Annotated in this window: 21 protein-coding genes, 1 other RNA gene and 1 other annotated feature; of the genes, 21 read left to right on the plus strand and 1 reads right to left on the minus strand. The window is 37.8% G+C overall.

Translation table 11 applies throughout. From position 1 onward, the window contains the following. Positions 1 to 157 precede the first annotated feature (157 nt). The 5 genes from ACIQXF_RS20845 (at position 158) to ACIQXF_RS20865 (ending at position 5,401) form a co-directional block, all read left to right on the plus strand. Positions 158 to 1,249, plus strand: a complete 1,092-nt coding sequence (locus ACIQXF_RS20845) for a carbohydrate kinase (protein ID WP_402787051.1) — start codon at positions 158 to 160, stop codon at positions 1,247 to 1,249. Between the two features lie 4 nt (positions 1,250 to 1,253). After that, positions 1,254 to 2,168, plus strand: coding sequence for a pseudouridine-5'-phosphate glycosidase (locus ACIQXF_RS20850; RefSeq protein ID WP_402787054.1), 915 nt, complete (start codon positions 1,254 to 1,256; stop codon positions 2,166 to 2,168). A 208-nt stretch (positions 2,169 to 2,376) separates the two neighbouring features. Beyond that, on the plus strand, positions 2,377 to 4,572 hold the full coding sequence (locus ACIQXF_RS20855) for a RelA/SpoT family protein (RefSeq protein WP_402787057.1): 2,196 nt from the start codon (positions 2,377 to 2,379) through the stop codon (positions 4,570 to 4,572). Positions 4,573 to 4,672: 100 nt separating this feature from the next. Next, a complete protein-coding gene (gene dtd / locus ACIQXF_RS20860) occupies positions 4,673 to 5,113 on the plus strand; it encodes a D-aminoacyl-tRNA deacylase (RefSeq protein ID WP_402787060.1) in 441 nt (146 codons plus the stop codon). A gap of 72 nt (positions 5,114 to 5,185) precedes the next feature. After that, positions 5,186 to 5,401, plus strand: coding sequence for a DUF2642 domain-containing protein (locus ACIQXF_RS20865; protein WP_402787063.1), 216 nt, complete (start codon positions 5,186 to 5,188; stop codon positions 5,399 to 5,401). A 339-nt stretch (positions 5,402 to 5,740) separates the two neighbouring features. On the opposite strand, the gene ACIQXF_RS20870 is transcribed toward ACIQXF_RS20865, so the two are convergent. Continuing rightward, positions 5,741 to 7,312, minus strand: a complete 1,572-nt coding sequence (locus tag ACIQXF_RS20870) for an N-acetylmuramoyl-L-alanine amidase family protein (protein ID WP_402787066.1) — start codon at positions 7,310 to 7,312, stop codon at positions 5,741 to 5,743. Positions 7,313 to 7,476: 164 nt separating this feature from the next. After that, positions 7,477 to 7,719, plus strand: a binding site (T-box leader). A 114-nt stretch (positions 7,720 to 7,833) separates the two neighbouring features. Between ACIQXF_RS20870 and hisS the strand changes: the two genes are divergently transcribed. From hisS to ACIQXF_RS20950, 16 genes are all read left to right on the plus strand, one after another. Beyond that, positions 7,834 to 9,099: a histidine--tRNA ligase gene (gene hisS / locus ACIQXF_RS20875; protein ID WP_402787069.1), complete on the plus strand. Its 1,266-nt coding sequence runs from the start codon at positions 7,834 to 7,836 to the stop codon at positions 9,097 to 9,099. Positions 9,100 to 9,363: 264 nt separating this feature from the next. Next, on the plus strand, positions 9,364 to 11,133 hold the full coding sequence (gene aspS / locus ACIQXF_RS20880) for an aspartate--tRNA ligase (protein WP_402787072.1): 1,770 nt from the start codon (positions 9,364 to 9,366) through the stop codon (positions 11,131 to 11,133). 140 nt (positions 11,134 to 11,273) lie between these two features. Continuing rightward, a non-coding RNA gene (ssrS, locus tag ACIQXF_RS20885) (6S RNA) lies at positions 11,274 to 11,473 on the plus strand. A 448-nt stretch (positions 11,474 to 11,921) separates the two neighbouring features. Beyond that, positions 11,922 to 13,079, plus strand: a complete 1,158-nt coding sequence (gene nagA, locus ACIQXF_RS20890; protein WP_402787075.1) for an N-acetylglucosamine-6-phosphate deacetylase — start codon at positions 11,922 to 11,924, stop codon at positions 13,077 to 13,079. A gap of 31 nt (positions 13,080 to 13,110) precedes the next feature. Further along, positions 13,111 to 13,833, plus strand: a complete 723-nt coding sequence (locus tag ACIQXF_RS20895) for a GntR family transcriptional regulator (RefSeq protein ID WP_402787122.1) — start codon at positions 13,111 to 13,113, stop codon at positions 13,831 to 13,833. A gap of 4 nt (positions 13,834 to 13,837) precedes the next feature. Beyond that, positions 13,838 to 14,557 carry a sugar isomerase domain-containing protein gene (locus ACIQXF_RS20900; protein WP_402787078.1) on the plus strand — a complete coding sequence of 240 codons (720 nt, stop codon included), beginning with the start codon at positions 13,838 to 13,840 and terminating at the stop codon, positions 14,555 to 14,557. Between the two features lie 18 nt (positions 14,558 to 14,575). Further along, a complete protein-coding gene (locus ACIQXF_RS20905) occupies positions 14,576 to 14,845 on the plus strand; it encodes an HPr family phosphocarrier protein (RefSeq protein WP_402787081.1) in 270 nt (89 codons plus the stop codon). A gap of 105 nt (positions 14,846 to 14,950) precedes the next feature. Beyond that, positions 14,951 to 16,126: a GNAT family N-acetyltransferase gene (locus tag ACIQXF_RS20910; RefSeq protein WP_402787083.1), complete on the plus strand. Its 1,176-nt coding sequence runs from the start codon at positions 14,951 to 14,953 to the stop codon at positions 16,124 to 16,126. 314 nt (positions 16,127 to 16,440) lie between these two features. Then, on the plus strand, positions 16,441 to 16,752 hold the full coding sequence (locus ACIQXF_RS20915) for a PTS sugar transporter subunit IIB (protein ID WP_402787125.1): 312 nt from the start codon (positions 16,441 to 16,443) through the stop codon (positions 16,750 to 16,752). Positions 16,753 to 16,764: 12 nt separating this feature from the next. Next, entirely contained in the window at positions 16,765 to 17,085 is a 321-nt protein-coding gene (locus ACIQXF_RS20920) for a PTS lactose/cellobiose transporter subunit IIA (RefSeq protein ID WP_402787086.1), read from the plus strand. Between the two features lie 36 nt (positions 17,086 to 17,121). Next, positions 17,122 to 18,456, plus strand: coding sequence for a PTS sugar transporter subunit IIC (locus ACIQXF_RS20925; protein WP_402787089.1), 1,335 nt, complete (start codon positions 17,122 to 17,124; stop codon positions 18,454 to 18,456). 25 nt (positions 18,457 to 18,481) lie between these two features. Continuing rightward, positions 18,482 to 19,564: a DUF871 domain-containing protein gene (locus ACIQXF_RS20930; RefSeq protein ID WP_402787092.1), complete on the plus strand. Its 1,083-nt coding sequence runs from the start codon at positions 18,482 to 18,484 to the stop codon at positions 19,562 to 19,564. Between the two features lie 66 nt (positions 19,565 to 19,630). Next, positions 19,631 to 20,611 carry an N-acetylglucosamine kinase gene (locus tag ACIQXF_RS20935; RefSeq protein WP_402787095.1) on the plus strand — a complete coding sequence of 327 codons (981 nt, stop codon included), beginning with the start codon at positions 19,631 to 19,633 and terminating at the stop codon, positions 20,609 to 20,611. A gap of 190 nt (positions 20,612 to 20,801) precedes the next feature. Continuing rightward, on the plus strand, positions 20,802 to 21,563 hold the full coding sequence (locus ACIQXF_RS20940; RefSeq protein ID WP_402787098.1) for a tRNA threonylcarbamoyladenosine dehydratase: 762 nt from the start codon (positions 20,802 to 20,804) through the stop codon (positions 21,561 to 21,563). 246 nt (positions 21,564 to 21,809) lie between these two features. Beyond that, complete coding sequence (locus tag ACIQXF_RS20945) at positions 21,810 to 22,196, plus strand: hypothetical protein (protein WP_402787101.1); 387 nt, start codon at positions 21,810 to 21,812, stop codon at positions 22,194 to 22,196. A 212-nt stretch (positions 22,197 to 22,408) separates the two neighbouring features. Beyond that, positions 22,409 to 22,927 (plus strand): hypothetical protein, encoded by a 519-nt coding sequence (locus ACIQXF_RS20950; protein WP_402787104.1) that lies wholly within the window; start codon positions 22,409 to 22,411, stop codon positions 22,925 to 22,927. Positions 22,928 to 23,007 lie beyond the last annotated feature (80 nt).

Consider the following 23,007-nt stretch of genomic DNA (forward strand, 5'->3'; position numbering starts at 1 on the left):
GCGTTATTCATCTTAATTGAACCGCCGTATACGGATCCGTACGTACGGTGGTGAGAGAGGTCGGGGGTTAGTCACCCCCTCCTACTCGATTGAAAAATTTTTGACATCCTTCAAACAAAAGTTTATAATGTAAACAAATATAATAAAAGGTGATGCTATGAACGATAGAGAACAGGCGGTACTTGCATTAATTCGCCAGAATCCGTTTATGTCTCAGCAAGAGATGGCAGATAAAATGAAACTGTCTCGTCCAGTGCTTGCAAATCTAGTGTCGAGTTTAACGAAGCAGGGGAAAATTGTCGGTCGTGCGTATATTTTACCTGAGGAAAATGAAATTATTTGTATCGGTGGAGCGAATCTAGATCGGAAATTTCATGTGAAAGGGAACGTACAGTTCGGTACATCCAATCCTGCTAGCTCTTCATTTAGTGTAGGTGGTGTTGGTCGAAACATTGCTGAAAACTTAGGCAGATTAAATCATCAAGTAACATTGCTGACTACTGCCGGCAAAGATGCTGATTGGCAAGTAATCCAAGAAGCGTCAGAGCCATTTATGAATTTGCGTTATGTAGAGCAACTACCTGACGCTTCGACTGGTTCCTATACTGCGGTTATGGATGAGCAGGGCGAGCTAGCACTAGCAGTGGCAAATATGGAGGTATATGACCTGTTGTTGCCAAACCTGCTAAAAAAACATGAGGCAATGTTGATGAATGCAGGCTGCTTTATTATGGACTTAAACTGCCCAAAAGAAACTGTAGCTTATATTCAGCAGGTGGCTATTGCCCGTGAAATTCCATTCGTCATCGTACCGGTATCTTCACCAAAAATGAACAGACTACCGGATACATTACAAGGTGTAACGTGGTTTATTTGTAACACAGATGAAGCGGAGACAATTGTTGGTCATACAATCGAAGGTTCAGCACATTATGAAAAGGCTTTACAACAAATTCTTAATTTAGGTGCTGAGCATGTAATTATTACAGCTGGTAGCAAGGGTGTGTATGCAGCTTCAACTGCTATAAAGCCAAGTCATTTCTCAGCTAAGATTATAGAAAAAATTGAGGATGTAACAGGTGCCGGAGACGCCTTTGTCAGTGCAGTGATCCATAGCTGGCTTACTGGACAATCCTTTGCAACAAGTATAGACGCAGGATTAACGAATGCCAAAAATACACTTGCATCTCCATATACAGTAAGACCCGAACTATCAGTTGATTTGTTAAAAAGTGAAATGGAGGAATAACAACATGAAAGAATTCATCGTATTATCAGAAGAAGTAAAAGCAGGACAAGCAAAAGGTTTACCAATTGTAGCATTAGAATCAACAATTATTTCTCACGGTATGCCATATCCACAAAATGTACAAACAGCACGTGAAGTAGAACAAATTATCCGTGATAATGGTGCAGTTCCAGCCACTATTGCTTTAATCGACGGTAAAATAAAAATTGGTTTATCAGAAGAAGAACTCCAAATGTTTGGCAATGCGCAAGGTGTGGCTAAAGCATCTCGTCGTGATTTAGGCTACCTATTAGCAACTAAAAAATTAGGTGCGACAACTGTTGCTGCAACAATGATTTGTGCGGAATTAGCTGGTATTGAAATTTTCGTAACAGGCGGAATCGGTGGCGTACATCGCGGTGCTGAAACTACAATGGACATTTCAGCAGATTTAGAAGAATTGGCACAAACAGATGTAGCTGTAATTTGTGCGGGTGCGAAGTCGATTTTAGATATTGGTTTAACACTAGAGTATCTTGAAACAAAGGGTGTACCAGTCGTTGGATACGGTACAGCTGAGCTTCCAGCATTCTATACACGTCAGAGCGGTTTTGATGTAAACTTCAAGCTTGATACACCAGAGGAAGTTGCAGGTATGCTTCGTGCAAAATGGCAATTAGGCTTAAAAGGTGGAGCTGTGATTGCGAATCCAATTCCAGAATCTGAAGCTCTTGAACACTCATTCATTACAGAAATCATTGAAAAAGCTTTAGTAGAAGCAGAAGAAAAAGGGATTCAAGGCAAAAATGTTACACCATTCTTACTTGGAAAAGTGAAAGAATTAACAGATGGTAAAAGCCTTGATGCCAACATTGCATTAGTAAAGCATAATGCTGTAGTTGGTGCAAAAATTGCTGTAGCGTATAATAAATTAAGCTAAACAATTATACGAGAAGAAAGACTCTTTGCGATATAGTGAATCGCAAAGGGTCTTTTTATTCATTTCAGAGGATATTTTTTCCGTTTTTCGCGTTGTTCACGAGTTTAACTAAACAAAATGATACAGTCGCTTTACAATAGCCTACAATATTTTATACAATTAAATTTATATCTAATCTGAAAAATTTGACGAGCAAGGTGGACATGTTATGGCGAAAGAGCAAATTTTGACTCCCGAGGACGTTTTTGAGTTAGTCAAATCCTACATGAATGATGAAAATGTCGCATTCGTGAAAAAAGCATATGAATTAGCAAGGGATGCCCATATTGAGCAATTCCGAAGCTCAGGTGAACCGTATATTATTCACCCAGTGCAAGTGGCTGGTATTTTAGCTGAATTACAAATGGACCCTGAGACTGTCGCGGCTGGTTTTTTACATGATGTTGTAGAGGACACGGATTTTACGCGCGACGATTTGGTACGTGAATTCGGCGAAGAGGTTGCAATGCTTGTAGACGGTGTGACAAAACTTGGCAAAATTAAATATTTATCGAAAGAAGCGCAACAAGCGGAAAATCATCGTAAAATGTTTGTGGCTATGGCACAGGATATTCGAGTCATTTTGATTAAACTAGCAGACCGTCTGCACAATATGCGTACGTTAAAGCACTTGCCTGCTGAAAAACAACGCCGCATTTCCAAAGAGACGCTTGAAATTTTTGCACCACTTGCGCATCGTCTAGGGATTTCGACTGTTAAATGGGAACTTGAGGATACAGCACTTCGTTATTTAAATCCACAGCAATACTATCGTATTGTCAGTCTAATGAAGAAAAAGCGTGATGAACGTGAAGCCTATTTAGACAATGTTATGGCTGAGATGAAGTCACAGCTTACAGAAGTCGAAATTGACGCAGATGTTTATGGTCGTCCAAAACACATTTATAGTATCTACCGTAAAATGGTGTTACAAAAAAAACAATTTAATGAAATTTATGATTTATTAGCCATTCGTGTACTTGTAGATAGTATTAAAGATTGCTATGCCGTTCTAGGAATCGTGCATACATTATGGAAGCCAATGCCAGGACGTTTCAAAGATTATATAGCGATGCCAAAACAAAACTTTTATCAATCACTGCATACTACCGTTATTGGTCCTTATGGTGACCCATTAGAAGTGCAAATTCGTACGAAGGATATGCATAAAATTGCAGAGTACGGGATTGCCGCGCATTGGGCGTATAAGGAAGGCAGAAAGATTGATCACCAAAAACAAAATGTCGACCAAAAATTAACGTGGTTCCGAGAAATTTTAGAATTCCAAAATGAGTCTTCAAATGCTGAGGAATTTATGGAATCGTTAAAATTTGATTTATTCTCTGATATGGTCTATGTATTCACGCCAGAAGGAGATGTCATTGAATTACCAGCAGGCTCTGTACCTATCGACTTCGCATACCGTGTGCACTCAGAAGTCGGAAATCGTACAATTGGCGCGAAAATTAATGGTAAAATGGTACCACTTGATACACCGTTGAAAACGGGAGATATTATTGAAATTTTAACTTCTAAGCAATCATTTGGGCCGAGCCGAGATTGGTTAAAACTAGCCCAATCCTCACAGGCGAAAAATAAGATAAAGCAGTTTTTCAAACGTCATCTTCGTGAGGAAAATATCATCAAAGGTAAAGAGATGATTGAAAAGGAAATCCGTGCACAAGATTATGACTTGAAAGAAACAATGGCAGCGGAAAATCTGAAACGTGTTTGTGATAAATTTAATTACACAAATGAAGAAGATTTATATGCAGCTGTTGGTGTAAATGGGATTACAGCGCAGCAAGTGGTTAATCGTCTAGCCGAAAAACGTCGCAAAGAGCGTGAACAGGAAGAAGCACTCGAGAAAATTGAACAAAAAATGAAAAACGCTATTCCGCAAAAACGAACAGAATCGGGTGTTATTGTTAAAGGTATCGACAATATGTTGATTCGACTTTCACGTTGTTGTACGCCAGTTCCTGGGGATGATATTGTAGGCTTCATTACGAAGGGGAGAGGTGTTTCAGTGCACCGTGCAGACTGTCCGAATATTCAAATTGATGATGAGCAGGAGCGTTTAATCGAAGTTGAATGGGAACACGGACTTACTCCTGAGAAAAAAGAATACCCTGTCGATATTGAAGTTTCTGCCTTCGATAGACCAGGCATTTTAAATGAAGTCATGCAAATTGTTAGCGAAACGAAAACGAATATTTTAGCTGTGAGTGGGCGTGCAGATCGCGATAAAATAGCAACGATTCATTTAACGATTTCCATTTCAAATATTTCGCATTTGCATAAAGTAGTAGAGCGTATTAAACAAACACCTGATATATATTCTGTACAACGTGTTATTAACTAAATGATGTCATTGTGGATGTAAAGTCGGGTAGTAGCAATTTTGTTATGTCCAGAAAGTAAAAATTCTGGTGCATGCACTAATAGAATTGAGGTTTTCAAGAATGAAAGTTGTTTTACAAAGAAGTCAAGCAGCCTCTGTTACTGTTGACGGTAAAGTAACAGGTGCTATTGATGGCGGCTATGTTCTTCTAGTTGGTATTACACATGAGGACACGCAAGAGGATGTTGAATATTTAGCGAAAAAAGTAGTTAATCTCCGCCTTTGGGAAGACGCTAATGGAAAAATGAATCATTCCATTTTAGAGCATGGAGGGGCTATTTTATCCGTCTCGCAATTTACATTGTATGGGGATACAAAAAAGGGGAATCGTCCAAGTTTTACGAGTGCAGCAAGACCAGAAGTTGCGGAACCATTATGGGAGGCATTTAATAATGCCTTACGTGAACACGGTTTACAAGTGGAGACAGGTATATTTGGTGCAATGATGGACGTTGCGCTTACGAATGATGGCCCGGTAACAATACTTCTTGAATCTAGATAATGGTACATTTCCTAAAATTCCTTCATACACTAAAAAGTATGGTTAGTTTTGTTGGAAGGAAGTGTCTTGAAGATGACACAAATGGGAAGCATTTCGAATCCTTATTTATATGAAACTCTTAATATGATGATTGGTCAGGCAATTGTAGTGCAAACGGAAAAAAGTATTCAGCAAGGTTTATTGGCCTCTGTTTTACCTGACCATATCGTTGTAGAGGTTAGCCGTACACCTTTCTTTATCCGTATGGAGGAGATTGTATGGGTAACTATGGCAACAAACTATAAATGAGCACATAAGGACCTCCTTATCATGTAATATGGCTTTTGTTTTAACCGATATTTCACGATAATAGTAAAAAGCTGCGAGGGAAATTTTATTTTCTTCGCAGCTTATTTTAGTTTATATAAACGGTGATTTACCCCACATTAACGGACAGTAATTTATCACACTTCAAAATTCAGCGAAAGCAAAGAAGTTAGATGATAGATGAACTGTCCGTAAACACCCGATTGAGGCCAACACGATGTTGGTCACACAAGCGTTTTTCGCAGGATGCGGAGTACTTAACTTGTGTTCCTCTACAACAATCAGTGGGATGAAGGAAATCCCCACTGATTAAGTTTCACTTTATTGGTTTTCATTAAAGTAATTTAAAATACCTTGATAAATACCTAGAGTAGCTTGTTCTCGGAATTTTGCTGTTGAAATAACTCGTTCCTCACTAGCATTACTTAAGAAGCCTAGCTCAATGAGGACAGCTTTTTGACGATTTTCTCGTAGCACTAAATAATTACCTTGTTGAGTACCACGATCCCTTAAATCCATTTTACTGGAAAGTCCGTCATGGATTGCCTCAGCAATGCCCTTTTGATTACTGTTCATATAATAAGAGGTAAAGCCATTTATGGAGCTATCATCTGTTGCATCATAATGAATACTGATAAAAGCATCCGCCTCATGCTGGTGCGCAATTGATACACGTTTGCGAAGTGCTACATATTCATCTGATTCTCTTGTCATGACAACATTTGCACCAGCTGCACTCAACTTTGAAGCGAGAAGAGAGGCTGTTTTCAAGGTTATTTCCTTCTCATCAGTTCCACGTTGTCCAGAAGTACCATGATCATTTCCACCATGTCCAGGATCTACAACAATTGTCAGTCCATTTAAGGTGCCTTTTTTACGAGGCTCAGATTTTTCCTTTGTAGTTGTCACAGCTTTGTTTGAGGAAGTAGTAACGACCCAGTTCGCAACAAAAGCGGTTTTGTTATCTAATTGTATTTCATAAAAGTCATCTTTAGCACCGACAATAGGGTACGTTTTACCAGCATCCACACGTTCAACAACATCAGCAGCTGTTGTAGCATCGGTCCGAAGGTTTGTCCCATTATAAATGATTGTGACTTCTTCAAGCTCAGTGGAGGAAGAAGATTTTGATGTGGCTTTTTCTTTATTCGAAAAAGTACCATAAAAGCTATAAACCCAGCCTGCTTTTTTATCGTTGTATTGAATTTGTACCCAGTTATGCTCTTGTGCCAGCACTTTAAAGGCTTGCCCTTTTGAAACGGTACCTATTTTTTTAGTATTTAAATCTGGTTTTTTACGAACATTAAGCTCATCGACTAACACTGTAAATGTTGTATCTTTGTTCACATTTTTTGTTGATACCTCAACTACAGGTTCTTTAGTATTAGTCTCTTTTTTAGTTACGTCATTAATTGTAACATAGTCTGTGGATACCCAACCAACTAGCCCATTCCAATCTATTTTCGCCCATTCGCCATTTTCTTCTATAAGATTTGCCTGATTACCTGTTGATAATTGCCCAAGAACTGCTGAAGAAATATCAGGTTCGGTACGAATATTAAGACGATCGACTTGTGAAATGACAGTTTTATCAATCGTTTGTTTAGCATTTGTAGGAGCCGTTAACCAAGATGCTACCCAACCTTCGTAATTGCCTGTTTTTACTTGAATCCAGTCACCTTCACGACTAATAGAAGTTAATGGATCACCTTCTTCTAAAGTAGTAATGATTGGATAAGACAGACCAGGTCCCTCGCGTAAATGAAGAATCGATCCAGTTACTTTTAAATCGCTGGAGTCGGCTAGTGCCCTTTGAACATGGTTCTTACTTGGAATAGCCATCGTTAACACTAGTACGAAGATGATTATACTATGTAAAAGTTTTGCTCTCATCAGATTCCTCCTATTCCTTGTGCTATTTTACCATGCTTTTGTAATAGAATTCGTGGGAAAAAGGTAATGGAATTCGTTATTTTAACAACTGTTTCGTGAAAAATACAAAAATAGTTGACATTGTCTTTCGTTGTGACTAACATAAAGGGTAATCAAAAAATGATTAATCGCTTATGACCAAGCAAGTAGCATATACCTCTATTGGAGAAGAGAGGGAAAGACCTAGGCTGCAATCTTTCCTACAAAAATGTATAATGCGAACAACACTTGAGAGGCTTTTTTCTGAAAAGTAATACTTAGTAGGAAAAAACGGAATCGGCCGTTATCCGATTACGAGGAGGACACAGGTAATGAATTGTGTCAACTAGGGTGGAACCGCGGAAGCTTATACAGCTCTCGTCCCTTGCAATATGCAAGGTGGCGGGGGCTTTTTTATTTGACAAAAATAAGTTGTGTCCACACAATACTGTGAGGAAAATCCAGAAACTCGTTCATAAGCAATCTATAAAGGAGGTATTTAAATGAGTTTTAAAGTGCCACGAGGAACACAAGACATTTTGCCTGGTCAATCAGAAAAATGGCAGAAGGTAGAAGCGATTATCCGTGATATTTGTCGTGTTTATCGTTATAACGAAATTCGTACACCAATTTTTGAGCAAACAGATTTATTTGCACGTGGTGTTGGTGAAACAACGGATGTTGTTCAAAAAGAAATGTATACATTTGAGGATCGTGGTGGTCGCTCGTTAACATTACGTCCTGAGAATACAGCTGGTGTAGTTCGCGCTTATGTTGAACATAAAATGTTCGGTGCACCTGATCAACCTGTAAAGCTTTCATATTTAGGGCCAATGTTCCGTTATGAACGTCAACAAGCTGGACGCTATCGTCAATTTGTTCAATTTGGCGTAGAAGCAATTGGTTCAGCTGATCCAGCTATTGATGCTGAAGTAATAGCACTAGCAATGGATGTCTATGAATCAGCGGGCTTAAAGGATTTAAAATTAGTCATCAATTCACTTGGGGACAAAACAACACGTGATACACACCGTACGGCACTGTTAGAACACTTTGAACCACATATTCATGAGTTTTGTTCGGATTGCCAAAATCGTTTGCAGAAAAATCCATTGCGCATTTTAGACTGTAAGGTAGACCGTGAGCATCCACTAATGAAATCTGCGCCTGCGTTAACTGAATTCCTAACAGAGGAATCCGCAGCATATTTTGCTCAAGTTAAATCGTATCTAGATACACTAGGGATTACGTATGAGGTCGATCCGAATCTTGTGAGAGGTCTTGATTATTACAACCATACGACATTTGAAATTATGTCAACAGCTTCAGGCTTCGGTGCCATTACAACACTGTGTGGTGGTGGTCGCTATAATGGCCTTGTTCAAGAAATTGGTGGTCCAGATGTACCAGGAATCGGCTTTGCCTTAAGTATTGAACGCTTGTTGCTTGCGCTTGAAGCTGAAGGTGTTGAATTAGACACTGCATCAGGACTCGATGTGTATATGATTGCGATGGGCGATGAAGCGAAACTTAAAGCAGTAGAATTAACAAGCACTTTCCGTGCAAAGGGCATTGCTACGGAGATGGATTATTTAGATCGTAAAATGAAGGCCCAAATGAAATCAGCAGACCGTTTAGGTGCAAAGTATACGATTGTTTTAGGTGAAACTGAGCTTGAAGAGCAAGCAGCTACTGTTAAACATATGGAATCAGGTGAACAGCAAAAAGTCGATTTCTCAGAATTAGTAAACTATCTATTAAAACAATAAACGAATTGTTAAATTGATACCAATATAGGATATCTGTCCAAATGATTCAAACGTCATTTTGGACAGATAATTCATCTTAACAAAGAGCAGATATCTAATTTTCCTTGGCATCAATTCTACTTAGTAGGACATGTATGCTACATAAGTAAAATAAATGGTCCATTATCAAAAGTAAGGGATGACATTTTGTAAAAACGTATGTCAGGTGGAAATCAACCCTAAGTTATGGTGATGAGCCAAATAAATTTTGGAGGAATTAAATAAATGGCAACAAGAACACATGCTAGTAACGAACTTTCAGAAGCATTACAAGGCGAAAAAGTTGTATTAAAAGGTTGGGTACAACGTCGTCGCGACCTAGGTGGTTTAATTTTCATTGATTTACGTGACCGTACTGGAATTACACAAGTAGTGTTTAGCCCTGATGTAGCAGAAGCACATGCTTTAGCCGATAAAGTGCGTAGTGAGTACGTAATCGAAGTGGAAGGGACAGTTATCCTTCGCGCAGAAGATCAAATCAACCCAAATGTACCGAACGGTAAAATTGAGGTAGAAGCAACACAATTAATCGTAATTAATACAGCAAAAACAACACCATTCCAAATTGAAGATCGCACGGACGTATCCGAAGATTTACGTTTAAAGTATCGTTATCTTGATTTGCGTCGTCCTGTTATGTTTGATACATTCAAAATGCGTTCTGACGTTACTCGTACAATTCGAAACTTCTTACAAAATGAAGGCTTCTTAGAAGTGGAGACACCGATTTTAACGAAATCATCTCCAGAAGGAGCTCGTGACTATTTAGTACCATCACGTGTTCATGAAGGTGAGTTTTATGCATTGCCACAATCACCACAGCTATTTAAGCAATTATTAATGGTGTCAGGTTTCGAAAAATACTTCCAAATTGCACGTTGTTTCCGTGATGAAGACTTACGTGCTGACCGTCAACCAGAGTTTACACAAGTTGATATTGAAACAAGCTTTTTAACGCAAGAAGAAATTATAGAAATGAACGAACGCTTAATCCAAGCAGTTATGAAAGAAGTAAAAGGTATTGATATTCATGCTCCTTTCCAACGCATGAAATATCAAGAAGCAATGGATCGTTACGGTTCTGATAAACCGGACGTGCGTTTCGGTTTAGAGCTAGTTGATTTGAATGACATTTTCGATGGCTGCGATTTCAAAGTATTTGCTGATACAGTAGCACAAGGAAAGCAAGTAAAGAGTATCAACATTAAAGGTGCAGCAGATAAATACTCTCGTAAGGACATGGACGAGCTAACAAAATTTGTTGGTATTTACGGAGCAAAAGGACTTGCTTGGTTGAAGGTAACAGAAGAAGGCTTAAATGGCCCGATTGCGAAATTCTTTGACGAAGCATTAGCTACAGCATTAATTGAACGTATGAAAGCTGAAGTTGGCGATATTTTAGTATTTGTAGCTGATAAAGCGTCTGTGGTAGCAGCTTCTTTAGGTGCACTTCGTACGAAACTAGGTCAAGACTTAGGCTTAATAGATGAATCACAATTTGCATTCCTATGGATTACAGATTGGCCATTATTAGAGTACTCTGAAGAAGATGGTCGCTATAAAGCAGCACACCATCCATTCACACGTCCATTTGACGAAGATGTTTCGTTAATGGAAACTGATCCTGCAGCTGTCCGTGCCCAAGCATACGATATCGTATTAAACGGTTATGAGCTTGGTGGAGGTTCATTACGTATTTATGAACGTGAATTACAAGAAAAAATGTTTAATTTACTTGGTTTCACAGAAGAAGAAGCAAGAGCTCAATTTGGCTACTTATTAGAAGCATTTGAATACGGTGTACCACCACATGGAGGTCTTGCATTTGGTCTTGACCGCTTCGTAATGCTACTTGCTGGCCGCACTAACTTACGTGATACAATTGCATTCCCGAAAACAGCAAGTGCAAGCTGCTTATTAACAAATGCACCAAGTTCTGTTTCTCCAGATCAATTGAACGAGCTAAGTCTAGCAATCAAACCATTTAGAAAATAATAAGCACTCCTAAATACCTGGATTCTCTAGCAATAACTATTGGGAATCTAGGTATTTTTTTGCGTTTTCGCAAGAATTTATATTTTTTAAAAGAAAATAGTTTGAATTATCAGAAATAAGGTGTTATGATAACTGTAATACGAATCCTGATGTGTTTGTCTAACTGCCGAATCTACTTAACAGTTTTGACCGAACATAATAGAATTGGGAGCCTTCATTTTGTAGTCGCAAACAAGCCCCATGCGGAGCGGGACGTTTAACACTTCAAAGCGGGCACCCCCCTGCAAATTGCGGGTTCAAAACGAATGTTTCTTGGCATTACGGCACAATCGGGATTCGTCCATACATAGGTTATACTATTCTCAAAAGGAGCATGGCGATAGCTCCTTTTTTTGTTGAGGTAAATTATTCAAAAAACAAATGCAAAAGCTAGTAATCCGGACACAATTATGCCTCGGCATAATTGATATGCAAACGAACCTATTAATAGGCAGTATGAACAGTTAAAATTAAATTTCCTTAACAGCAATTTAAAAGGAATTAATGAATATACATCGTATAAAGAGCAATTTGCTCAATCGATTTTTGATAAAAGAGCTGATATAACGAAAGATGAATAGAAATAGAGAGCTACTTATAAATTTTGAAGAAAAATTTTGAAAATATAAAAAAATCACTTTTTATTTTTGCGAAAGCATCATATAATTGGTATAGACAACTATACCGAAATGGATAGCTGCTTATTAACTTCATCAAAGCTCCTCAAAAAAAGTTAAGGGGGTGATCAATTGAAGAATACGCTATTAATTTCTAATGTTACGATAGTCAATCATGATGAAATACCATTTAAGGGTGACTTATTAATTGATAATGGTAAAATTGCCAAAATAAGCCACGAATTATTTGATAGCGCAGAGCACTATATTGATGGAAAAGATGAAAATTGGTTATTGCTACCTGGTTATATAGATATGCATATTCATGGCTCTGCTGGTCATGATACCATGGATGCTACACAAGAGGCATTACATCAAATGGCAAGCTCTTTAGTGCAAGAAGGTGTTACGGGTTTCCTTGCCACTACAATGACGCAATCTATAGAAGTGATTGAAAGCGCTTTAACAAATGTTGCACAATTTGACAACAGTGATGGAGAAGCAAGATTATTAGGTATACACGTGGAAGGGCCATTTGTCTCGGAAAAACGGGCAGGCGCTCAGCCAGTGGAATACATTATTCCGCCTTCCATCGAGCAAATTATTTATTGGCAAAAAATAAGTAAGCAACGTATTAAACAAGTGACAGTTGCACCTGAGGTAGAGGGTGGCTTTAAGTTTATCGAAACGTTGAAAGATTTAGACATTATTGCTTCTATTGGCCATTCTGATGCAACGATTGAAGAGGTTGATAAGGCAGTAGCAATGGGAGTAAGGCAGGCTACGCATTTATATAACCAAATGCGCCCTTTCCATCATCGCAATCCAGGTGTCGTTGGCGCCGTATTTTTGGAGGATAAGGTGAAAGTTGAAATTATCGCAGATTTCGTGCATAGCCATCCTCTGTCTGTAAAGCTAGCGTATCGGATAAAAGGAGCGAATGGTATTATTTTAATTACCGATGCGATGCGAGCGAAAGGCTTACAATACGGTGATTATGATTTAGGTGGCCAAACCGTTCAAGTTTCGAAAGATGGTGCTCATTTATCCAATGGGGCACTAGCTGGTAGCGTGTTAACGATGGAACAGGCAGTGAAAAATATGAAAGCAATCACAAATTGCTCATTGCAGGATATTGTTGCTATGTCCTCTACGAACGCTGCCGAGCAATTACAACTGACAACTAAAGGTCGTATTGCAGAAGGTTTTGATGCAGATTTTGTGCTACTTGATCAAAATTTAAATGTACAAAAAACTATTTGTCGAGGTAAAGTTGTATTTGAGAAATGAAAGTAAAGAGGCGATAAGGATGGTGCAACACTTGTTAGATAAAAATTCTCATATACCTATCTATATACAAATAGAAGAGATTATTAAACAGCGTATTTATTTAGAAGAATACAAAATCGGTGAGAATATACCTTCTGAACGAGAGCTTTCTACGCAGTTTGATGTTAGTAGAATGACTGTTCGTCAATCAATCACTAATTTAGTAAATAGCGGTTTGCTGTATCGTGAAAAAGGAAGAGGCACGTATGTAGCAAATCCAAAATTAGAGCAACCATTAAAGGGACTAACGAGTTTCACAGAGGATATGCGGGCTAGAGGGATGGAGCCAAGCAGTAGGGTCGTACGCTTTGAAAAAATTGTACCTCCAGTCGATGTGGCAGGTGATTTAATGTTAGAGCCTGGCGAAGAGGTATTCTTTGTTGTACGAATTCGTAATGCGGATTCCAAGCCAATGGCAATCGAAAGAACGTATATTCCAGTAAAAGTATATCCCGAATTAGATGAAAAGAAAATTATGGGGTCATTATATGCCTTGATTGAAGCCAAATTCCATCAAAAGATTGGAAATGCAATTCAACAGATGGAGGCAGCTATTGTTTCAAAAGAAGATAGTAAATTTCTGCAAATTAATCATACTGCACCTGTTTTAATAATTAAACGTACAAGTTATTTATCAGATGGGTCCCCATTTGAGCTTGTGCGTAGTACTTATCGAGCCGATCGATACAAATTCATTAGTGAAATTAAAAGGTGATCCTATGCATGAATATTTTCAAGAAATACAAAAGTTAATAGAGATCGTACAGGAGAAGGAATATCCAGAGATACAAAAAGCCGCCCAATTAATTGTGCAACGACTTCAACGTGGTGGGATTGTTCAATTATTTGGTTGTGGCCATTCTCATCTTTTAGCACAGGATGGATATTATCGTGCGGGAGGGCTTGTGCCTGTACGACCTATAATTATTGAACCTTTAACATTACATGCAGGGGCATTGACATCATCTGATAACGAGAAGGACCCGACAATAATTAAACGTCATAAGGATCAATTTGATTTCCATGAAAATGATGTATGTATTATTATTTCAACTTCTGGGAGGAATCAAGCACCAATAGATGCAGCATTTTTAGCGAAAGAGTCTGGGATACTTGTTATGTCTTTGCAATCCCTTGCTTATTGTGAACAGTCTACGCGTCATCAAAGTGGAAGGCGTTTAGAGGAAGTAGTAGATATAGTGATCAATTCGCATATACCAGTAGGAGATGGTTTACTACGTCACAATGAGATAAAGTATGGACCGGCCTCTACCGTTATTGGTTCAGTTATTTTAAATACATTATTCAGTGAAGTCATTGAATGTTTGGCGGGCTCTGAAAAAGTCTTACCTGTGTTTGAAAGCAATAATGTTGAATCAGATTTGTCTCATAATGAAGCGATGGTTGCTTACTATCGACATCGTATTAACTTTAAATAAAAAAGAGGGGGGATATCTATGAAGAAAACGTATAAAATAACGACGCCAGAAGGACTACATGCTAGACCATCAGCGTTACTCGTAACTGCTGTAACACCATTCGAGTCTGATGTGCAATTAAACTATAATGGGAAGTCCATCAATTTAAAATCAATTATGGGCGTTATGGCACAGGGAATAGTAACAGGAAGCATTGTAGAAATTTCAGCAGAAGGACCTGATGCTGATAAGCTTTTTCAAACAGTAACGGAAGTAATTGTTACTAAAGGAATTGGTGAGGAGTACTGAAATATTTGCATTTAGATGAAGATTAGGCAGAGGAATATATGAAAAAGTATTTCATCAGCCTGTCTTTAATTTTAAGAATATTCAGTATTAAGGGGTGAGTTATAGATGGAAATAAAAATAGTTCCACCAAACGATTATATACAGGTACATCAGCTAAGAGACTATTGTTTCCCTAATAAGTATTCAGGTGCCCGCCGCGAGGATTTTCACTATTGGATTGAACAGAGCACGACATTAGGAGCCTATGATGAAAATAAAGTAGTCGGTCAGCTATTAATATTACCTCTTAATATGACAGTGCATGGTGAGAATTATGACATGGGTGGGATTGGCTTTGTAGCAACCTATCCTGAGTATCGCCAGCAGGGAATTATCAAAAAGCTAATGACCGAGGCGCTGAAAATAATGCGAGAAAACAGCCAAACCATTTCTGTTTTAGCGCCATTTTCTATCTCGTTTTATCGTTATTTTGGCTGGGAATTGTTTTTTGAGAAGCTTCATTACACCATTCCACAAATGGTGTTTCCCTCTTTTGGAAAGCAACTGGATATAGTAAAACGAATGAGCTTTGAATGGCCAGATCATGCCCTTTTTCAGGGAATTAAGGATTTTCATAATGCACAGGCACTCATCCAGAATGGAAGTATTTTACGAGATGATGCTTGGTGGAAAAGAATCGAAAGAAGGATGCCAGACAGTCATTTTGCGGCATATTTTAGGTCCGACAAAATTGCAGGCTACATTCGTTATACCATTCAGGATGAAACGTTTGAGCTACATGATTTTATAGCTGAAGATCTACAAGCAGAACAAGCAATATGGCGTTTTATCACGTCACATGCTGCGAGCGTAAGTAGCATTAAGGGCGTTACTTCTAACGACCATCATTTTGGCTTCCATTTTCAAGAACCACAGTTTAAAAGGGAAGTCGTTCAGGATGTGATGGTAAGAATTGTAGATGTTTTCCTTTTTATGCAGCAGTATCAGTGGGGAGATATTCAGGAGCCACTGTATTTGCGTATTGAGGATGCATTTTGTGAATGGAATGAACATGTATATAAAATAAATAAAAATGGAAATGTCACTGTATTAGAGACAAATTCTATTCCTGAAATGCATATGTTAGCATTACCAATTAATATTTTTTCAGCGATGATGGTTGGCTATCTTTCTGTCAAGAATGCGGTCTTGTATGCAAATAAACAGTTGTCTGTTGAGCATATTACACGATGGCAGCGTGCATTGCCTACTACTAAACCCTCCTTCTATGAGTATTTTTAAGTGCTTACCTATGTTAATCAAGTCACGTGATGGAGCAGATAAGGATAAGTATTTTATTGTAGGCTTAGAAAGTAAAAATTTTTTGAATTTTTTTCTGGACTATACCAGTTGAGCAAAACCTTTTATTAGACTATGAAAAAGATGTAGCCCAGTTTTTAAAATCTTTTGTAAAGGAAGTAAATGGCGTAAAAGGCATATTGTGGTATATACCAATTGGTGCTATTCTCAATTTAAGAAAGCGATTTCATAGTAAGAAAATAACGAAATTAAGTTCGTAAGAAAGAAGAACTTAGTCATGAAAAGGAGTGTTGATGATGAGGAACATTATGCTAGTGTGTGTGGCAGGCATGAGTACTAGTTTACTAGTGTCGAAGATGCAAAAAGCTGCTCAGGAACAAAATATTGAGGCGGATATTTATGCGATTGCTGAAAGTGAAGTCGACAAAGTATTAGCCAATAAAATGGCGGATGTGCTCTTATTAGGCCCACAAGTTCGCTACTTAAAGGGGACTTTTGAAGCTAAATACAAGGAAATGAACTTTCCGATTGATGTCATTAATATGGCAGATTACGGGATGATGAATGGTGAAAATGTCTTGCAGCAGGCATTAAGGTTAATTGGTTAAGGGGGCTAGGCAATGGAAGAAGCTGTTTTAATGGAATCCATTATGGGGCTAATTGTGCATAGTGGCAATACGAAAAGTGAATGTATGGAAGCTATTCAGCTAGCAAAAAAAGGCCAGATTGATGAAGCAAAGGGGAAAATCAAATTAGCCAATGATGCACTGATTGAAGCCCACCATTCACAAACTGCTTTACTATCGCAAGAAGCAAGGGGAGAGAAAGTAGAAGTTTCTATGCTGTTAATTCACGCGCAGGATCATCTAATGAATGCCATAACGTTTCGTGATTTAGCGCAGGAAGTGATTGAATTATATGAACGAATCAAAGGGGAATAACATCAAGTTTTGATGTCAAAATAAAAAGCAAAGGGAGTGTATGGAATGTTTCGTTTTTTAGAGGAAAAATTTGTACCAGTCGCTGCTAGAGTAGGGAATCAGCGTCATTTAGTTGCCATTCGTGATGGATTTATTACGATTATGCCATTGACAATTTTTGGATCACTCGCAATCCTTGTTAATAATTTGCCTATTAAATTTTATCAAAATGCACTCGATGCCATCTGGAAGCATGAAACTTGGACACAATGGGGTGGCAATGTTTGGGGAGCAACATTTGGAATCATCTCGCTTTTATTAGCCTTTTCAATTGCTTATCATCTTGCAAAAGGCTATGACAAGGATGGACTTTCTGCTGGTGTTATCAGTCTCTCGGGTTACATGACATTCGGTACCTTTGGTGAAGGTGGCTTAACAGGCTTAACAACTGGTACAGGTGGTATTTTTATAGCTATTATTATTTCTCTACTCTCCACGGAAGTATTTTGTAGATTGATAGGCAATCCGAAGCTACTAATAAAAATGCCTAATGGTGTACCGCCGGCTGTTTCTAAATCATTTGCGGCGTTACTACCTGCAATTATTACAATCGGATTATTTGCGCTAGTTCGTACAATCATTTCGGCAGGTTTCGATATTCCTGATATTGTTGGATCATTCTATTCCGCAATTCAAGAGCCATTTATGGGCTTAACGAATACTTGGCTTGCAGCATTAATTTTAGCATTTGTTCCTACGTTTTTATGGACACTGGGTGTTCACGGTGCTAATATCATCGAACCGTTTATGCAAACGATTAATCTGCCAGCGATTGCTGAGAATGTAAAGGCTATTTCAGCAGGAGAGGTAGCACCATATATTGTCAATAAACCATTCTTTGATGCCTTCATCAATATGGGTGGGTCTGGTACGACAATTGCACTTGTTATTGCTATATTTATTTTCGCTAGAAAGAATAAGCAATATAGTACTGTTGGAAAATTGTCAGCAGCACCAGGGCTTTTCAATATTAATGAACCATTACTATTTGGGTTACCTATCGTATTAAATCCAGTTTTATTTGTACCGTTTATTTTGACACCAATGATTAACGTAACTATCGCTTTCTTTGCAACGAAATGGGGCTGGGTACCAGCGGCTACAGTTTCACCACCATGGACAACGCCACCAATTATAAGTGGATACCTAGCAACTGTATCTTGGCGTGGAGCTGTACTTAGTATTGTTTTACTTGTTGTTGCTGTATGTATTTACTTACCATTTATCTCGATGGCAAACCGAATGGCAAAGCAGAATGAACAACGAGCTGCTGAATCAGAAGCTCAAAATAAACAGCCTGCTCAATCAGAAATTCAAAAAGTAGAGGTATAATTGCCAACTAACGGAGGTATTTGAATTGAGAAGATTAGGAATTTCGCTATATCCTCAGCATAGTACTTTAGATGAGATGAAGCATTATGTTCAGCTTGCTCATGACAATGGTTTTGATCGAATATTCACTTGTCTTATGTCTATAAATAATGATCATGAACGAAAAAAATTACAGCAAATAAATGAATTTGCACAGCAACTAGGTTTTGCTATATCTGCAGATATAGCACCTAACGTCTTTGCAGAATTAGGTTTAACCTATAAAGATATAGCTTATTTTAAAGAACATTATCATTTAGCGGCATTGCGCCTAGACATGGGATTCTCTGGACAGGAAGAAGCGTTTATGTCACTGGATACAAGTAATTTAAAAATAGAGTTAAATATTAGTAATGGTACAAAATATGTAGATAATATTTTATCATACCAACCGAATAAAGATAATATTATAGGCTGCCATAATTTTTACCCTAGACGTTTTACAGGCCTTTCACGTCAGCATTTCTTGGCAACCTCTAAACAGTTTAAAGCTCATCATATTCGTACAGCAGCCATGATTTCATCACAGCATGCTAAGTATGGACCTTGGGAGGAAACCGAGCATGGACTGCCCACATTAGAAGAGCATCGTCATCTGCCGGTGACTGTGCAAGTTAAGGATTTATGGCATACTGGCTTAATAGATGATTGTATTATTGGGAATATGTTCGCCTCTGAGGAAGAACTACGTGCATTAGGCCAATTAAATCGACAAAAGCTAGAGCTGAAGGTTGTACAGTCTGCTGAATCGTCTATTTTAGAGGAAACGGTACTTTTTAAAGAGCCTCATTTTAATCGTGGGGATGTTTCGGAGTATGTAATTCGTAGTACACAGTCTCGTGTTAAATATAAACAAGGTGACTTTCCTGCACATGATACCTATTCATTAAAATTAGGGGATGTTACAATAGATAATAATTTAGATGTTCGTTATAAAGGTGAGCTACAGATTGCCTTGAAGGATATGCCGAATGCTGGATCGTCAAATGTAGTAGCTAGAGTTGTTGAAGAAGAACAATTCTTACTAGCACATATTCAACCTTGGGCATCATTTGGCTTTACAAAATGATGACAAAAGAAGGGATTAAGCCATCAGGTGCTTAATCCTTTTTCTTTGACAGAAAGGAGAACAAGTATGTATGTATTAGCGATTGATGGTGGTGGAACAAAAACCTCTGCAATCATTTGTGATGAGCTAGGTAATATTTATGCCAAAGTAGTAACGACACGAAGTAATCCAACAGCAATGGATACACAGTATTTTAAGTCAACGATTCACGGTATATTACAGGATTTACAACAACAGAATCCACAAGTATTTGCTGCGATACAATGTTGTTTTGCTGGCATGGCTGGTGTAAAAGAGTTACAGGCAGAGGGGCTAGTAGAAGCAATATTGCACCAATACGTTCGGAAGACAGCGTCTGTTGTTGTTGATAATGATGCTCTAATCGCACTTTACGCAGGTACGCTTGGTAAAGCGGGGATTGTTCAAATTGCTGGGACAGGGGCTATCACAATGGGTTACGATAGTCAGCAGCACTTTTATCGAGTAGGTGGCTGGGGCTATCTTTTTGATGATGAAGGTAGTGGCTATGATTTAGGTGTTCAAGTGCTGAAGGTTGTTTTTAAAAGCTATGATGGCAGAGGAGAACCTACCGCTTTAACAGATGTTGTGTTGCATTATTTTACTGTGAACAGTGTACCACAATTAATAGAATGTATTTATGGAGAAGAGCACCCACGTACCGTGATTGCACCGTTAAGCAAATATGTTGCCGATATGGCAGAGAAGGGCGATAACGTTGCTATTAGTATACTGACGGAAGCATGTGAAAAATATTATGTAGCCATTAAAGCATGTTACACTCGCATGATGTGGGAGCAAGCGGATGTTCCTGTAGTGTTAGTGGGTGGGGTTTTTACCAATGAGGCGTATTTTCTTCCGAAATTACAGCAATTTGCAAAAGCAGATGAGCTACCATTGCAATTTATGACACTTACTTCAGAACCTATTGCAGGGGCTGCAATTGGAGCCTTTAAGCAAATGAATCTTCAGGTTGATTCGCATTTTATAGATGCATTTCAAAAAAATTATGTGCAATGGGGAAATTAGGAACTTGATTGAGGTGAAAATTCGAGTCTCTTACTGAAAAATTGCTATTAAAAAAGATGGAAATAAACTTTTTATTATTAGTTATAATTTTCACTTGATGAATATCATGATAAAATGTAATATAGGTTTGATTTTATCTTAGTATTTAACTAGGTTTACTAATAAAAATTCATAGACGGAGAGTGTAAGGATGTTACATCAATTTTCACGTAACGAGCTCGCGATAGGAACAGAGGGACTCGAGAAATTAAAAAATACAACGGTAGCCATTCTTGGTGTAGGCGGGGTTGGATCATTTGCTGCTGAGGCTTGTGCACGAAGCGGTATTGGTCGCATTATTTTGGTAGATAAGGATAATGTAGATATTACAAATGTAAATCGTCAATTAGTGGCCTATCTTTCAACGGTTGGTAAATCAAAATCAGCTGTCATGAAAGAGCGTATAGCTGATATCAATCCAGAATGTGAAGTTATTGATATGCATATGTTTTACACAGAGGAAACATTTGAGGAGTTTTTTGCGCAAGGCATAGATTATGTCATTGATGCAAGTGATACAGTGATATATAAAATTCATATTATGAAGGAATGTTTAAAGCGTAATATTCCAATTATATCTAGTATGGGTGCAGCCAATAAAATGGATCCTACACGTTTCAGAATTGCGGATATTTCTCAAACACATACAGACCCATTGGCAAAAGTAATTCGTACGAAATTACGTAAAGATGGTATTCGTAAAGGTGTAACGGTTGTGTTTTCAGATGAGAGCCCTATTGTCGTTCGTCCAGATGTGGTAGAGCATGTAGGGAAACCTGACGCAGCCATTCGAAAAGCAAAAATGCCTCCATCTTCCAATGCTTTTGTTCCTTCTGTGGCAGGTTTAATTGCTGCAAGCTGGGTTGTAAATACAATTGTAAAAGATATAAAAATAACACGTGTACAAGGCTAATAAAGTGAAACTTCGAGTGGAAATCTTGTACCTGACGCTTCGCTTTCGATACAGATAAATTCCCATTTTCGCTCCGATGAATTTTATTTTAAAACGGACGAAAAATTCTTATTTGGCATTTTTCATTATTTCGTTTGCAAAAAAGAGCTAAATTTATCGTTTTTATAGAAGTGGCTGTCTCAATTGATTTTGGAGGCGGCTTCTTTTTTGTTAAAATAGAACCGTTGTAAAAAAGGAGGCTTAATTATGAAACAAATCTATCAAATGGAATATAGGGGTTTAAATCTATTCGATGAAATCAGTACAGTGGAATTAGCGATTGATGAAGAAGGGCAAACGATACACATTTTTGATGTTGGACAGGTTGTCAGCCCTATTTTTAATTTTGATGTTTCTGCTTATGAGCTATCAGAAGGTTTTTACAAAATGGCAGATATACTTCGGCATAAACGTATATTAACAGATCAACAACCTGGTAATGAACTAACCCTAAGTGAGTGGTTAATTTCAAACAATGCCTATTTTTATATACCGAAACAAAGAATAAAAAAATATGCACAAGGAAGTATTATAGAAATTGTTGATCGGACGAAAGAACAATCATTATTTGATGATTATGTACAAAGAATATAATTTTACCAAAAAAGTTCACCTTACGTGCTCAAAATGCTATTAATTCACGAAATTGTCTTATTTTGTTCATGAACCCACTTCTTTATTTGGTTTATTGCTATAATTTGAATAATTCCAATTGGTAATAGATCAGTTTGTTCGAAATGTGCAAGACTACTTAGGGGAGTAGGAATGACGTTTTACAAACAAATGAGAACATGGGAGAGTGGAAAATGGAAATTCAAGTAATTCGTGATCATTTAGATATTGTAAAACTTCAAGAGAAAATGAATGCTATTGTGTTTGATTATTTGGATACATCAAATAACTATCCAAAGGCTATGAGACAACTAAATCCTTTATATATACAGGCTACAACATTTTATAAAGAGTATGTGGACAATAGAGCGGGTGAAATACCTAGTGCCAATACCTATTGGCATTTATTTATAGATAGTTGTGCAAAGCTGTGCTATTTTTTAGCGGCGTCAACCTATTATTCATCCAATGAATTACAACAAACGCCTAAAAAAGTAGAACGCTTATTAAAAATTGCTGCTATTTCTTTACCTAATATTGAACAGGAAGAGAATGAACAATTATTATCCGCAATTTTTGCCCTTTATAGTGAAATCGTAGAGGATGAAGAGAAAATAACATTACTACGCAATGAAGTACTTACACAAAAAGGTGCAGTAAAGCAATGTTTACAACAATTTAAACAATTTGTTGATCAAGAAATCACAGAATAAGTTTTACTATGATTTCTCATCATTTTTGAAAATAGAATAACAAACTAGAATCTGCATACTTTCTGAGGTTAAGCCTTAAT

This window comes from Lysinibacillus sp. NPDC097231 (assembly GCF_044761885.1).
Lineage (GTDB): Bacteria > Bacillota > Bacilli > Bacillales_A > Planococcaceae > Lysinibacillus.

Excerpts from the sequence above, each read along its gene's own strand:
- ACIQXF_RS20845 (WP_402787051.1), top strand. The coding sequence starts at position 158 with ATGAACGATAGAGAACAGGCGGTACTTGCATTAATTCGCCAGAATCCG.
- ACIQXF_RS20850 (WP_402787054.1), top strand. The coding sequence starts at position 1,254 with ATGAAAGAATTCATCGTATTATCAGAAGAAGTAAAAGCAGGACAAGCA.
- ACIQXF_RS20855 (WP_402787057.1), top strand. The coding sequence starts at position 2,377 with ATGGCGAAAGAGCAAATTTTGACTCCCGAGGACGTTTTTGAGTTAGTC.
- dtd (WP_402787060.1), top strand. The coding sequence starts at position 4,673 with ATGAAAGTTGTTTTACAAAGAAGTCAAGCAGCCTCTGTTACTGTTGAC.
- ACIQXF_RS20865 (WP_402787063.1), top strand. The coding sequence starts at position 5,186 with ATGACACAAATGGGAAGCATTTCGAATCCTTATTTATATGAAACTCTT.
- ACIQXF_RS20870 (WP_402787066.1), bottom strand. The coding sequence starts at position 7,312 with ATGAGAGCAAAACTTTTACATAGTATAATCATCTTCGTACTAGTGTTA.
- hisS (WP_402787069.1), top strand. The coding sequence starts at position 7,834 with ATGAGTTTTAAAGTGCCACGAGGAACACAAGACATTTTGCCTGGTCAA.
- aspS (WP_402787072.1), top strand. The coding sequence starts at position 9,364 with ATGGCAACAAGAACACATGCTAGTAACGAACTTTCAGAAGCATTACAA.
- ACIQXF_RS20900 (WP_402787078.1), top strand. The coding sequence starts at position 13,838 with ATGCATGAATATTTTCAAGAAATACAAAAGTTAATAGAGATCGTACAG.
- ACIQXF_RS20905 (WP_402787081.1), top strand. The coding sequence starts at position 14,576 with ATGAAGAAAACGTATAAAATAACGACGCCAGAAGGACTACATGCTAGA.
- ACIQXF_RS20910 (WP_402787083.1), top strand. The coding sequence starts at position 14,951 with ATGGAAATAAAAATAGTTCCACCAAACGATTATATACAGGTACATCAG.
- ACIQXF_RS20915 (WP_402787125.1), top strand. The coding sequence starts at position 16,441 with ATGAGGAACATTATGCTAGTGTGTGTGGCAGGCATGAGTACTAGTTTA.
- ACIQXF_RS20920 (WP_402787086.1), top strand. The coding sequence starts at position 16,765 with ATGGAAGAAGCTGTTTTAATGGAATCCATTATGGGGCTAATTGTGCAT.
- ACIQXF_RS20935 (WP_402787095.1), top strand. The coding sequence starts at position 19,631 with ATGTATGTATTAGCGATTGATGGTGGTGGAACAAAAACCTCTGCAATC.
- ACIQXF_RS20940 (WP_402787098.1), top strand. The coding sequence starts at position 20,802 with ATGTTACATCAATTTTCACGTAACGAGCTCGCGATAGGAACAGAGGGA.
- ACIQXF_RS20945 (WP_402787101.1), top strand. The coding sequence starts at position 21,810 with ATGAAACAAATCTATCAAATGGAATATAGGGGTTTAAATCTATTCGAT.
- ACIQXF_RS20950 (WP_402787104.1), top strand. The coding sequence starts at position 22,409 with ATGGAAATTCAAGTAATTCGTGATCATTTAGATATTGTAAAACTTCAA.